At 68.2% G+C, this 12,521-nt stretch carries 13 protein-coding genes; 3 read left to right on the top strand and 10 right to left on the bottom strand.

Going from position 1 to position 12,521, the window contains the following annotated elements:
- Positions 1-11 precede the first annotated feature (11 nt).
- Positions 12-1,295, bottom strand: a complete 1,284-nt coding sequence (locus tag KCH87_RS39610; protein ID WP_210592738.1) for a geranylgeranyl reductase family protein — start codon at positions 1,293-1,295, stop codon at positions 12-14.
- Between the two features lie 97 nt (positions 1,296-1,392).
- Between KCH87_RS39610 and KCH87_RS39605 the strand changes: the two genes are divergently transcribed.
- Complete coding sequence (locus KCH87_RS39605; protein ID WP_210592737.1) at positions 1,393-1,899, top strand: GNAT family N-acetyltransferase; 507 nt, start codon at positions 1,393-1,395, stop codon at positions 1,897-1,899.
- Positions 1,900-1,992: 93 nt separating this feature from the next.
- Positions 1,993-2,331 (top strand): PASTA domain-containing protein, encoded by a 339-nt coding sequence (locus KCH87_RS39600; RefSeq protein ID WP_210592736.1) that lies wholly within the window; start codon positions 1,993-1,995, stop codon positions 2,329-2,331.
- Between the two features lie 21 nt (positions 2,332-2,352).
- Here KCH87_RS39600 and KCH87_RS39595 read toward each other — a convergent pair whose 3' ends face one another.
- The 4 genes from KCH87_RS39595 to KCH87_RS39580 are packed head-to-tail and all read right to left on the bottom strand — an operon-like array spanning position 2,353 to position 7,190.
- A complete protein-coding gene (locus KCH87_RS39595) occupies positions 2,353-3,048 on the bottom strand; it encodes a demethylmenaquinone methyltransferase (protein ID WP_210592735.1) in 696 nt (231 codons plus the stop codon).
- A 35-nt stretch (positions 3,049-3,083) separates the two neighbouring features.
- Positions 3,084-4,400 carry an acyltransferase gene (locus KCH87_RS39590; protein WP_210592734.1) on the bottom strand — a complete coding sequence of 439 codons (1,317 nt, stop codon included), beginning with the start codon at positions 4,398-4,400 and terminating at the stop codon, positions 3,084-3,086.
- Positions 4,400-6,769, bottom strand: a complete 2,370-nt coding sequence (locus KCH87_RS39585; RefSeq protein WP_210592733.1) for a bifunctional polysaccharide deacetylase/glycosyltransferase family 2 protein — start codon at positions 6,767-6,769, stop codon at positions 4,400-4,402. Before KCH87_RS39585 ends, KCH87_RS39590 begins: the two co-directional genes overlap by 1 nt.
- 19 nt (positions 6,770-6,788) lie before the next feature.
- Positions 6,789-7,190 carry a hypothetical protein gene (locus KCH87_RS39580; protein WP_210592732.1) on the bottom strand — a complete coding sequence of 134 codons (402 nt, stop codon included), beginning with the start codon at positions 7,188-7,190 and terminating at the stop codon, positions 6,789-6,791.
- A gap of 308 nt (positions 7,191-7,498) precedes the next feature.
- Here KCH87_RS39580 and KCH87_RS39575 point away from each other — a divergent pair, with 308 nt between their 5' ends.
- Complete coding sequence (locus tag KCH87_RS39575; RefSeq protein WP_210592731.1) at positions 7,499-8,524, top strand: chitinase; 1,026 nt, start codon at positions 7,499-7,501, stop codon at positions 8,522-8,524.
- A gap of 98 nt (positions 8,525-8,622) precedes the next feature.
- On the opposite strand, the gene KCH87_RS39570 is transcribed toward KCH87_RS39575, so the two are convergent.
- From KCH87_RS39570 to KCH87_RS39550, 5 genes are all read right to left on the bottom strand, one after another.
- Positions 8,623-9,075, bottom strand: coding sequence for a hypothetical protein (locus tag KCH87_RS39570; protein ID WP_210592730.1), 453 nt, complete (start codon positions 9,073-9,075; stop codon positions 8,623-8,625).
- A 7-nt stretch (positions 9,076-9,082) separates the two neighbouring features.
- Positions 9,083-10,282, bottom strand: coding sequence for a cyclic dehypoxanthinyl futalosine synthase (gene mqnC / locus KCH87_RS39565; protein ID WP_210592729.1), 1,200 nt, complete (start codon positions 10,280-10,282; stop codon positions 9,083-9,085).
- 73 nt (positions 10,283-10,355) lie between these two features.
- Positions 10,356-11,087, bottom strand: a complete 732-nt coding sequence (locus KCH87_RS39560) for an A24 family peptidase (protein WP_210592728.1) — start codon at positions 11,085-11,087, stop codon at positions 10,356-10,358.
- The gene (locus tag KCH87_RS39555) at positions 11,084-11,515 is read right to left on the bottom strand and encodes a GtrA family protein (RefSeq protein ID WP_210592727.1); all 432 of its coding nucleotides are present in this window, start codon (positions 11,513-11,515) and stop codon (positions 11,084-11,086) included. The genes KCH87_RS39560 and KCH87_RS39555 overlap by 4 nt, the downstream gene beginning before the upstream one ends.
- A complete protein-coding gene (locus KCH87_RS39550; RefSeq protein ID WP_210592726.1) occupies positions 11,515-12,498 on the bottom strand; it encodes a glycosyltransferase family 2 protein in 984 nt (327 codons plus the stop codon). The genes KCH87_RS39555 and KCH87_RS39550 overlap by 1 nt, the downstream gene beginning before the upstream one ends.
- Positions 12,499-12,521: the final 23 nt, after the last annotated feature.

The raw sequence follows: 12,521 nt of genomic DNA, 5'->3' as shown, positions 1-12,521 counted from the left end.
GCGTTGCCGGCTCAGGCCTTCGGCGCCACCTTGCTCAGCCCGTTGATGATCCGGTCCGCCGCGTCGCCGCCCGTCGGGTCGGTGAGGTTGGCCAGCATTTTCAGGGTGAACTTCATCAGGAGCGGGTGGGTCAGGCCGCGCTGGGTCGCGATCTTCATGACCTTCGGGTTGCCGATGAGCTTCACGAAGGCGCGGCCCAGCGTGTAGTAGCCGCCGTAGGTGTCCTTGAGGACGCGCGGATAGTGCTGGAGGGCGATCTCGCGCTGGGCCGGCGTGGCACGCGCGTGTGCCTGCACGATGACGTCGGCGGCGATCTGGCCGGACTCCATGGCGTAGGCGATGCCCTCGCCGTTGAAGGGGTTCACGAGGCCGCCGGCGTCGCCGACCAGCAGGAGGCCCTTGGTGTAGTGGGGCTGGCGGTTGAAGGCCATGGGCAGGGCGGCGCCGCGGATCGGGCCGGTCATGTTGTCCGGGGTGTAGCCCCAGTCCTCGGGCATGGAGGCGCACCAGGCCTTGAGGACCTCGCGCCAGTCCAGTTCCTTGAACGAGTCGGAGGTGTTCAGGACGCCGAGGCCGACGTTCGACGTGCCGTCGCCCATGCCGAAGATCCAGCCGTAGCCCGGGAGCAGCCGGTCCTCGGCCCCTCGGCGGTCCCACAGCTCCAGCCAGGACTCCAGGTAGTCGTCGTCGTGACGCGGTGAGGTGAAGTACGTACGGACCGCGACGCCCATCGGGCGGTCCTCGCGGCGGTGCAGGCCCATTGCCAGGGAGAGGCGGGTGGAGTTGCCGTCGGCGGCGACCACCAGGGGCGCGTGGAAGGTGACCTCGCGTTTCTCCTCGCCGAGCTTGGCGTGCACGCCCGTGATGCGGCCGGTGCGGTCGTCGATGACCGGGGCGCCGACGTTGCAGCGCTCGTACAGGCGGGCGCCCGCTTTCTGGGCCTGGCGGGCGAGCTGCTCGTCGAAGTCGTCGCGCTTGCGGACGAGGCCGTAGTCGGGGAAGGAGGCGAGATCCGGCCAGTCCAGCTGGAGCCGCACACCTCCGCCGATGATCCTGAGCCCCTTGTTGCGGAGCCAGCCGGCCTCTTCCGAGATGTCGATGCCCATGGAGACGAGCTGTTTGGTGGCTCGCGGGGTCAGGCCGTCGCCGCACACCTTTTCGCGGGGGAAGCTGGTCTTCTCCAGCAGCAGTACGTCGAGTCCGGCCTTCGCGAGGTAGTACGCGGTCGTGGAGCCGGCTGGCCCCGCGCCGACGACGATCACATCGGCGGTGTTTTCGGAGAGGGGCTCGGTCACGACGGGATCTCCCCAAGTTCGAAATCTGCGTGCCGACGGGCACTGGACATGGGCAGTCTATTCAGCGTTACTGATCACCTGGCTGAAGGGCTGCCCCGTGAACCGAGCGCTCCCCCTGGTACGGCTCCGTGTCCCCACCGACGAGGACGCCGTCGCCTGGCACCGGATCTTCGACGACCCGGACGTCATGGAGTTCCACGGCGGCAAGTCGGCCGAGCTGTCCGTCTACGAGGAACTCACGGCCCGCCAGCGCCGGCACGACGCCGAACGCGGCTTCTGTCTGTGGACCATGCTCGACGAGTCCGGCGAGGCCATCGGCTTCACCGGGGCTCAGCCGTGGGAGCGGGAGTGGGGTCCCACGGGCGAGATCGAGATCGGCTGGCGGCTCGGGCGGGCGTACTGGGGCAGGGGATATGTCACCGCCGCCGCGCAGATGACGCTGGAGCGGGTGCGGGCGGCGGGGGTGCCGAGCGTCGTGGCGATGGTCCTCGCCGGCAACGCACGGTCGATCGCGGTGACGCAGCGGCTCGGTATGCACCTGGCCGAGGTCTTCACGACGCAGGAGTCGAAGCAGGAGGGGCACTGCTACCGACTTGATCTGTAACTCTGGGTAACTGGCTGCTACAGAAAGCCACTTGATGCTTCCGGATAACACCCCCGGGCGGTTACCCTGCCAGTACCGCAGGGGGTGACATCTGTGCGCATAACACCCAAGACGCCCGAAGTGCGCGTACCGAAGCTGGTCGGTCTGATGGCCATGGACGCGCGCGAGACGGCAGAGGCACACGGAGTGCTGCTCGCCGCACCCGACCGGCCCGACTTCCATCTCACGGTCGTCGACTACGTCGTACGGCAGTACCCGCTGCCCGGTGCCGAGGTGCCGCGCGGGGCCGTGGTGACCGTGTGGTTCGACTTCGGTGAGGGCGAGGGCGGCGGAGGTGCGGGCGTGCGCGAGCCGAGGCTTCCGAATCCGCCCAGGGGCGGAATGCAGCGCGAGCTGGACGCACCAGGGGACGCCTTCGAGGTCATCCGGTGAAGGCGCTCCGGTGACCTGAGCTCAGCTCTCCTTGAAGCCCCGGTGCAGGGCGACCACCCCGCCGGTCAGGTTCCGCCAGGCAACCTTCGACCAGCCGGCCTTGCGCAGCCGCTCCGCCAGCGCGGGCTGGTCGGGCCAGGCGCGAATGGATTCGGCGAGGTAGACGTAGGCGTCGGGGCTGGAGGACACCGTGCGGGCGATCGGCGGCAGGGCGCGCATCAGGTACTCGGTGTAGACCGTGCGGAAGGGCGCCCACGTCGGGTGCGAGAACTCGCAGATCACGACCCGGCCGCCGGGCTTGGTCACCCGGTACATCTCGCGCAGGGCGGCGTCGAAGTCCTGGACGTTGCGCAACCCGAAAGAGATCGTGACGGCGTCGAAGACATCGTCCGCGAAGGGCAGCTTCGTCGCGTCCCCCGCGGTCATTGGAAGCCAGGGATGGTTCCGCTTCCCCACCTGGAGCATGCCGAGGGAGAAGTCGCAGGGGACGACGTAGGCGCCGGTGCGGGCGAAGGGCAGTGAGGACGTCGCCGTACCGGCCGCCAGGTCCAGGACCTTCTGGGCGGGGCGGGCGTCGACGGCCCTGGCGACCTCCTTGCGCCACACCCGGTCCTGGCCGAGCGACAGCACGTCGTTCGTCAGGTCGTACCGTTCCGCGACGTCGTCGAACATCGAGGCGACTTCGTGCGGCTGCTTGTTCAGGGAAGCGCGGGTCACGCCGCCATTCTTGCAGTACGGCCTCCAGTACCTGCTCAGGGGAGGAGCCGCGGCTTCTTCTTCCCGGCCACGTCCTCGACCCAGCCGCACAGCAGCACGAAGGCCGCGATCAGGATCCAGCCGATGCCGAACATGAACCACTGGCTCTCCAGCGGCAGGTACTTCTCGAACGCGGGCACGTTCCAGAACTGGTCGATCAGCGGAACGGCGAGGATCAGCGCGATCTCGTGCCAGAGATAGATCGTCACCGCACGGGCGTTGAAGATCGTGACGAGACGGTCCAGCCGCTTGAAGCGGGTCAGCCCGGCGAAGTCGATCCCGAAGTACGCCTTGGCCCACATCAGCAGCATCACGAACCCGGCCGACCAGAAGGCCTGCGCGAGCGGGATCTCGTCGAGGTCGTACGTGCCCACCTCGCCCTGGTGCGTGAAGGCGTACCAGCCGCCGAAGCCGATCGCGGCCAGCGACAGGACGACCACCAGGGCCGGCTTCATCTTCTGAAGCACACCGTCGCGGTGCGCGAAGCCGAGCATCCAGCAGAAGAGGTACGTCGACAGGTCCCACAGGGCGTTGCCGAAGCGGTCGGGCGGGCCCGCCCAGACGAAGTTCACGACCAGGATCGGCGCGAGGGACAGCAGCAGCACCGGGACCGGCGCCTTGCGGAAAACCCACAGCAGCGCCGGGGAGAGCAGCACGAACCAGAGGTACGTCCGCAGGTACCAGAGGATCTCCCAGGCCTGCACCCCCCATCGGTTGCCCGGCGGATCGCCGAGCGGCACGATCCAGAAGACGATCTGCCAGCCCGGCATCCAGTCATGGATCAGCATCGCGACGACCACGAAGAAGCCCCAGAACCAGAACGGCGGCAGGAGCCGGCGCAGCCGGCTCCTGACCACCTTGACCGCGGGGCGCTCCAGGGACTTCGCCATCAGGGTGCCGGCCAGGCCGAACATGATGCCCATGGAGGGGAACACCATGCCGGCCCAGGCCCAGCCGAAGGTGTGGTAGGTGACGACGCGGATCAGGGCGAGTGCCCTCAGGGTGTCGAAGTAGCGGTCGCGGCCGGCGGGTTTTGCCGGTGGCGGAGGCTTCTCCTCCTCCGCCCCGACAGCAGCCTCGGCCTTGAGCCCCCCCACGGGCTCCGGTTGCGGCTTCGGCTCCTCCATCACGGGCAGCGTCGCGGTCGAGTCGGCCGCCTGCTGCTGCCCGTAGTCCGTGTACTGCTGTGGATACGGCTGCTGCTGCCCGTACCCGTACTGGTAGCCGTACGGATCCTGCTGCTGGCCATACCCATAGCCCTGGCCGTGTCCCTGGCCGTACCCCTGGCCGTACCCCTGCTGCTCCCAGCTCATCAGCTCGCCCCCGCCGGTGTCCCGACCTCGCCGGTGCGCTTCAGCTTCTGCCAGCGGAGGCGGCCGCCGGTGAGGGCGGTGATGCAGGAGTGGATCAGGACGAGGTACATCATCTGGCGGTAGGCCAGTTGCTGGAGCGGCATCATCAGGAGGTAGCGGTACTGCTCCCGGTCCAGGCGGAAGGCGTACGCCGCGCAGAACAGCTGGACGCCGAGGACCGCGAGCCACGCCAGCAGCGCCGCCTGGAAGTCGACGAAGATCATCGAGTAGACGGTGAAGACGTCGATGAGCGGAGCGAAGACCGGCGTGACGATCTGGAAGATCACCACCAGCGGCATACCGACCCGGCCGAAGCGGCCCGAAGGACCCTTGTCCGTAAGGGACTTGCGGTGCTTCCACAGCGCCTGCATCGTGCCGTACGACCAGCGGTAGCGCTGCGACCAGAGTTGCTTCAAGGACCCCGGCGCCTCCGTCCAGGCCTTGGCGTGCTCCTGGTAGACGACCCGCCAGCCCGCGCGGTGCATGGCGATGGTGATGTCGGTGTCCTCGGCGAGGGTGTCCTCGCTCATCCCGCCGACCTGGAGGACCGCCTCGCGGCGGAACGCGCCGATCGCGCCCGGGATGGTGGGCATGCAGCGCAGCAGGTCGTACATGCGGCGGTCGAGGTTGAAGCCCATCACGTACTCGATGTGCTGCCAGGCGCCGATGATCGTGTTGCGGTTGCCGACCTTGGCGTTGCCGGCGACCGCGCCGACCTCGGGGTCGGCGAAGGGCTGCACGAGCTGGTGCACGGCGTCGGGCTCGAAGACGGTGTCGCCGTCCATCATGATGACGATGTCGTAACTGGCGTTGCGGACACCGTTGTTGAGGGCGGCGGGCTTGCCCGCGTTCTCCTGGCGGATGACGCGGACGTTGCGCATGCCGAACGAGTCGGCGGCGTTGCGCGCGATCTCGGACGTACCGTCCGACGAACCGTCGTCGACGATGATGATCTCGATCGGGTGGGTGCTCTTCGCCAGCGACTCCAGGGTGTTGGCGATGCACTCCTTCTCGTTGTACGCCGGGACGATCACGCTCACCGGCCGGGTGACCGCCGGCCCCCAGCTGAACCGGCGTTTGTTGCGCTGTCTGTAGTGGCGGCGGGCCAGGATCAGCATCATCCCGAACCGGCCCATCACGGCCACGCCGACGACCAGCAGCCCGACGGACAGCGTCGGCACGGTCAATTCGGCGACCGCGACGGCGATGATGAGGGCCTTGCCCTCGTAGAGGGTGGCGCCGGTGGCGGTGCGGTGGGCGGCCTGGAGGTTCGACGTGCCGTTGCCCGTCCGGCCGTTGTCCGCCTGGCCGTCCAGCTGCCCTCCCGGCCGCTGGCCCTCGGCCTCCGGAGCGCCGGTCGCAGCCCCAGCAGCCCCCGCCGCTCCCGCTGCCCCCGCCGCTCCCGCAGCCGCGCCCGACTGCTGCCCGGCGGCGGCCTGCTGGCTCTCGCGCTGGTCCTGGATCACCCCGCTGATGGTGGTGAAGGTGTACCCCTTCGCCTTCATCTTCTTGATGTACGTCGGCAGCGCCTTGATCGTCTGCTCACGCACACCGCCCGCGTCGTGGAAGAGGACCGACGCGCCCTTGCTCTTCGACGGCGTGGCCCACTTGATGATCTTCGAGACGCCCGGCTGCTTCCAGTCGTCGCTGTCGGTGTCGACGAAGACGCTGGTGTAGCCGTCCTCGCCGAGCTTCTTGTAGACGGGCCAGCTGTAGTTGTCGATGGCGTCCGTCTCCGAGGAGTACGGGGCTCGGAACAGGGTGGTCGTGATGCCGGCGGCGCCGGCAAGAGCGAGCTGCGTCTGTGTCATCTCGCGCTTGATGCGGGCATCGCTCTGGTACGACAGGTCGACGTGCGTGAAGGTGTGGATGCCGACCTCGTTGCCCTGCTCGACCAGGTCCTTCACGATGCTCGGGTAGCGGGAGACCATCGAGCCGACCACGAAGAACGTGGCCGGGACGTCGTACTCCTCAAGGATCTTCAGTACCTGGGGCGTGTACGTCGGGTTCGGACCGTCGTCGAAGGTGAGCGCGATGGTCTTCTTCGGGACGGACATCGAGGTGGCCTCGCCGGCCCGGAAGGTGACGATCGGGCCGCCGTCGAGGATCTTGTCCGGGACCTTGCTGGAGCTGGCTCCGCTGCGCACCCGCTGATCGCCGCCGACCTCGGCACGCAGATAGCCGTCGAGCAGCATGATGCTGGTCAGCGCGAGCAGGAGCAGCAGGGCGAGGATCACACGCGGTTTCTGGAGCGCCGCGGCCTTGCCGGCGACCCGCTGCACTTTCGAGGGGGCTCGCCTGCGGCCGCGAGAGGACGTCGTCGAAGTCATGTGAGTGGCTGCGTTCCGGTCAGTTGGCGGCGGAGGTCGCGGACGGGGCGGCGCTCGGTGGGGCGCCGGTGGCGGCTCCCGTGGGGGGAGTGCCGGTGGGCGGAGTGCCGGTGGGGGCGACGCCGCCCTGCGGCTGATAGCCGCCGGGCCCCTGGTTGCCGCCGGGGGCGCCCTGGCCGCCGACGAAGGGCAGCAGCTGGGACGGGTTCAGCGAGATGCCGACACCCATGAACGCCATGCCCAGTACGACCGCGTACCCGAAGCAGACGACACCGACGAGGACGCCGATCCGGCGCAGGGCCTTGGACCGGCGCCCGGAGTTGTCAACGAACACGGGGCCCTCGCCGGAGGGCCCACTGCCGCTTTTGCGGCGGCGACCGCGCACCGCGGCGCGGGTTTCGATGGCAGGCTCGGAATGCATTCCCCGGATATTAGGGAGCCTATATGTGGCAAAAACTCAGGAGTTCATGTGAGACGCCCATGAGAAACGCCTTAACCTGTCCATTCGCTGAGAGATTGCCGAGACGGCTGCGGAACCCATCGGTCAGCAAAAGGAGTTGAATGTCCCGCCCCCTTGCCCGTATGGCCCGCTTTGCTCACCTGAATCTGTGCGCCGTCTGTACGATACCTGTCCTCATGAAGCTCAGCTCCGTGTGAGACCTTTCCACTCGAGAAAACACACTTTGTTTCCGTCCTGAGACAGAAATCACGAGAGCGGGTGCATACGCAATGCGGAGTTTCCTGAAGCCGGCGGCCGGGCTCACCTGTCTGATTGCCCTGGCCACCGCGGGGTGCTCCAGTGGCTCCGACGACTCCTCGGACTCGGCGTCCGAGACGCCGACACAGGCGGCGTCCCCCTCCGAATCCGCGTCGTCCAGCACGTCGTACGCCCCGTACGTCAGTGCCACGACCGCGTCCGACAACGACTCCGCGGGCTCCCCCACGACGTACAACCTGGCCTTCGTGATCTCCGACGGCAGCAGCTGCACGCCGAAGTGGAACGGCACGAACGCCATCGGCGACACGGCCGTGCAGTCCCGTATATCCGCGCTCAAGGAGTCCGGCGCGTCCGTGCGCGTCTCCTTCGGCGGGGCGTCCGGCGAGGAGCTGGCGGAGAGCTGCGACAGCGCGAGCGCGTTGGCCAAGGCGTACGGCAAGGCACTGGACGCCGCCGGGTCCACACAGGCCGACTTCGACATCGAGGGCGACGCGCTGACCGACACCGCGTCGGTCGAACTCCGTTCCAAGGCAATCGCGTTGCTTCAGGAGGAGCGCAGTGACCTGACGGTGTCGTACACGCTGCCGGTCATGCCGTCGGGGCTGGACGACGACAGCCTGTCCTTGCTGGAGTCGGCCAACAACAACTCCGTGCAGGTCTCGACGGTCAACATCATGACCATGAACTACGGCGAGTCGTATGCCGACGACATGGGGGCCTACGCGATCACCGCGGCGAAGGCCGCGCACGACCAACTGGCCGATGTCTTCGGGCTGTCCGATGCCGCCGCGTGGCGGGGGATGGCGCTGACTTCGATGATCGGGGTCAATGACGTGGACAACGAGACGTTCACTTTGTCCGACGCGGCGCAGGTGCGGACGTTCGCGGAGGAGAAGGAGGTCGCCTGGGTGTCGATGTGGTCGACGTTCCGGGATCAGGAGTGTGAGGACGGGAACGCGGACGACGATGACGCGGCGACGAACTGTAGTGGGGTCGAGCAGGAGGCGGGGGCGTTCGCGGAGGCGTTCGCGGAGTGACGGTGCGATGGTTGTCTGCGGCGCCGTCGTGGCTGGTCGCGCCCACGCGGCGGAGCCGCAAATTGACACAGCCCCGCGCCCCTATCGGGGCGCTGTAGCTAGCGGCGTCTGTGGACCAGTCGGCCCGCGCACACCGTCGCCATGCACTCGCCCGTCTCGTCGAATACGGCCAGGTCCGCCCTGCCGTCGACGATGATCGCCGTGGGACGCGTGCGCATCAGCACGACCACGTCGTTCCGTGCGGCCGCTGCCCGGAGTTCGGGTGTGTCGGCGTACTCGGCAAGGACGGCCACCGCCCCGGACTTCAGCACCGCGTGCATGCGTTCGCGCGGTGTCGGCGCGACCGGGAGCGGGGCCTCGTACACGCGCGCGGGCCCGAGCACCCCGCCGGGCCAGCGCCGTACCCTCGCGTCGGGGAACCGCTCCGTCAGCTCGGCGAGCGGCCCCACGGCGGCGACCTGGGCTCCGTCGACGACGACCGCACCGTCCTTGACGGACTCCCCGCCCTCCCAGGCGTACCGGACTTCGTCCGCCGCGTGAATCGTCAGCACGCGTACATCAGTTGGAAGCGAGCAGCTTCAGCTCGGGGTGCGCGGTGCCGCCCTCGATCGCGGTGGACGAGATGTGGGACATGACGCGCTCGTCGACGGGGTCGTTCGCCGGGTCGTCGTGGACGACGAGGTGCTCGTACGTCGTCGCACGCTGCGCCGGGACGCGTCCCGCCTTGCGGATCAGGTCGATGATCTCCATGCGGTTGGAGCGGTGCTTGGCGCCGGCGGAGGAGACGACGTTCTCCTCCAGCATGATCGAGCCGAGGTCGTCGGCGCCGTAGTGCAGGGAGAGCTGCCCGACTTCCTTGCCGGTGGTCAGCCACGAGCCCTGGATGTGCTGGATGTTGTCCATGAACAGCCGCGCGATGGCGATCATCCGCAGGTACTCGAAGAGCGTCGCCTGCGTGCGGCCCTTCAGATGGTTGTTCTCGGGCTGGTAGGTGTACGGGATGAAGGCCCGGAAGCCGCCCGTCCGGTCCTGCACCTCGCGGATCATCCGCAGATGCTCGATGCGCTCGGCGTTGGTCTCGCCGGTCCCCATGAGCATCGTGGACGTCGACTCCACACCCAGCTTGTGCGCCGCCTCCATGATCTCCAGCCAGCGCTCGCCGGACTCCTTGAGGGGCGCGATGGCCTTGCGGGGGCGCGCGGGGAGCAGCTCCGCGCCGGCGCCGGCGAAGGAGTCGAGGCCGGCGGCGTGGATGCGCGAGATGGCCTCCTCCACGGACACCTTGCTGATCCGGGCCATGTGCTCGACCTCGGACGCGCCCAGCGAATGGATCACCAGCTGCGGGAACGCGTCCTTGATCGCCTTGAAGTGCTTCTCGTAGTACTCGACGCCGTAGTCCGGGTGGTGGCCGCCCTGGAACATGATCTGCGTACCGCCGAGCTCGACGGTCTCGGCACAGCGCCGCAGGATGTCGTCGAGGTCGCGGGTCCAGCCCTTGGCCGCGTCCTTGGGGGCCGCGTAGAAGGCGCAGAACTTGCAGGCCGTGACGCAGACGTTCGTGTAGTTGATGTTGCGCTCGATGATGTACGTCGCGATGTGCTCGGTCCCGGCGTACCGGCGGCGTCGTACGGCGTCGGCGGCTGCACCCAGCGCGTGCAGCGGGGCGTCGCGGTAGAGGTCGAGCGCCTCCTCGGGGGTGATCCGCCCACCCTCGGCGGCACGGTCGAGGACGGACTGAAGGTCGGCCTTCTCGGTCACCGGGAGCGTCCCTTTCGTCAAGGGTTGTGGACGGACCCAGCCAGCCTACGCCAGCCATGAAGCCCGCCCCACGTCAGGCCGTGTACGCACCGATCAGCAGCCCGACGTACGCGCCGGCGATCAGGAACGGCCCGAACGGAATCGCCGTCTTGCGGCCCGCTTTCCGCGCGACGACGAGCACACCGCCGTACAGCGCCCCCAGCAGGAACCCGGCGAGGGTGCCGAGCATCACGGTCGCCCAGCCGTACCAGCCGAGCACGGCGCCCGTCCCGAGCGCCAGCTTGACGTCCCCGAAGCCCATGCCGCCGGGGTTGATGAGGAAAAGGACGAAGTAGCCGCTGCCGAGGGAGAGGGCGCCGAGGAGGGCGGTGAGCCAGTCCCCGGTGTGCTCGGGGACGAGCGCGACCGCACCGAGGAGGACGAGCGCCGCGACCGCGAGCGGGAGAGTCAGGGCGTCGGGCAGCCGCTGCACCCGGAAGTCGACGACCGCGAGGAGGACGCCGACCGGCGCGAGGAGGAGCCATACGGCGAGTTCGGGGCGGGTGTCGGTGGCGGCGGCCAGGGCGGCGCAGACGAGGGCGGTGGCGAGGGAGAGGAGCGGGACGGAGGGACCGTACGACGGATCATCCGTGCACTCTCCGCAGCGCGCCCGCCCGATCCATCCCCGGATCGCATGCCCGCCCGGACACCGCTCCCGCCATTCCTCCTCCGACGGGACGGAGAGGCGGTAGGCGGCGCGGGGCAGGAACACCCCCGCGGCAGCGCCCCACAGCGCGGCGACGGCGATCAGCGAAACGGTGCTCACGCCGGCAGATCCTCTTGACTACGCGGCAGCATGATCGTGCGGGAGACGACGAAGGTCGCCGGAATCGCCACCATCGATGCGAGGAGCGGGGCGAATCGGCTCCCGGCGTGAAGGATGTCGACGATGACGTACACGCCTGCCGTCGTGACGACGAAGCTCGTGGCGTTCGTGAGGGGGAACAGCAGGAACTTCCGCCAGGTCGGCCGGGTCCGGTAGGTGAAGCGGGTGTTCAGGAAGAAGGATCCGACCATGCTGAGGGCGGATGCGAGGAGATGTGCGGCCATGTAGGGCAGGTGCGGGAGGAGGAGCAGGTAAAGGCCGTAGTACGTCCCGGTGTTGATGACACCGACAATGGCGAAGACGAGGATCTGGCCCGATATCGGGCGCGCCTCCCGTGCCGCGGTGCTCGTGCTCGTGCTCGTGCTCATCAGGGAATGAGATCCTTGGTCGGGTGCCCGCCGCAGGGCGCCTGGTGCTGGACTCGCTTCACATTTGTCGCCTTCACCAGGAAGTGCGGGCGCCCCTTGACCTCGTAGTAGATCCGGCCCGTGTACTCACCGATGATCCCCAGCATGATCATTTGCATCGCGGCGGCGGCGGTGACGGCCGTGATGATCGTGACATAGCCGGGTGTCTCCACTCCGTTGACGATAGCGGCGCCCACGATCCACGCCGTGTACAACCCGGTGACCAGCAGCAGCCCCATGCCGAGGTAGAGCGCGGCGCGCAACGGCCGGTTGTTGAAGGAGAGCAGGCCGTCGAGCCCGTAGTTGAGCAGGCTGCGGAAGCTCCAGGAGCTGCGGCCGTGGGTGCGTACGGCGTTCTCGTACTCGAAGGTGGTGCTGGGGTAACCCACCCAGGCGAACAGGCCCTTGGAGAAGCGGTTGTACTCGGTGAGGTCCACGATCGCGTCCACCACACGCCGGGAGAGCAGACGGAAGTCGCCCACGCCGTCGACCAGTTCGACATCCACGAGGCGGTTGATGAGGCGGTAGTAGAGGCGGGCGGTGACCGTGCGGGTGATCCGGTCGCCGGTCCTGGTGCGTTTGGCGATGACCTGGTCGTGGCCCTGTGCGTGCAACTCGACCATGCGGTGGATCAGTTCCGGCGGGTGCTGGAGGTCCGCGTCCATGACGACCACGGCGTCACCCGAGGCGTGGCGCAGGCCGGCGAGCAGCGCCGCCTCCTTGCCGAAGTTACGGCTGAAGGAGACGTACCGTACCCGCGCGTCGAGTTCGGACAGTCGCTGCAATTCGGCGAGAGTCCGGTCGCGGCTGCCGTCGTCGACGTACACGAATTCCATGTCGTGGCCGAGCGGCAGGAGTTCTTCCGCGATCTTCTGGACCGCGTCGTGGAATCGGCTTATGACGTCTTCTTCGTTGTAACAGGGTGCGACGATCGATATCAGCATGGTGCGAGTTCTCCCCGTGGGAT

Origin of the sequence: Streptomyces sp. GESEQ-35 (assembly GCF_017948485.1) — a bacterium.
Taxonomy (GTDB): Bacteria; Actinomycetota; Actinomycetes; order Streptomycetales; family Streptomycetaceae; genus Streptomyces.
The sequence above is the reverse complement of the archived record's forward strand: the minus strand, read 5'-3'. Positions and strand labels throughout refer to the sequence as shown.

Bases quoted from the DNA above. Each gene is read 5' to 3' on its own strand.
- KCH87_RS39585 (WP_210592733.1), bottom strand. From the start codon at position 6,769: ATGACTTCGACGACGTCCTCTCGCGGCCGCAGGCGAGCCCCCTCGAAA.
- KCH87_RS39550 (WP_210592726.1), bottom strand. From the start codon at position 12,498: ATGCTGATATCGATCGTCGCACCCTGTTACAACGAAGAAGACGTCATA.
- KCH87_RS39590 (WP_210592734.1), bottom strand. From the start codon at position 4,400: ATGAGCTGGGAGCAGCAGGGGTACGGCCAGGGGTACGGCCAGGGACAC.
- KCH87_RS39555 (WP_210592727.1), bottom strand. From the start codon at position 11,515: ATGAGCACGAGCACGAGCACGAGCACCGCGGCACGGGAGGCGCGCCCG.
- KCH87_RS39580 (WP_210592732.1), bottom strand. From the start codon at position 7,190: ATGCATTCCGAGCCTGCCATCGAAACCCGCGCCGCGGTGCGCGGTCGC.
- KCH87_RS39575 (WP_210592731.1), top strand. From the start codon at position 7,499: ATGCGGAGTTTCCTGAAGCCGGCGGCCGGGCTCACCTGTCTGATTGCC.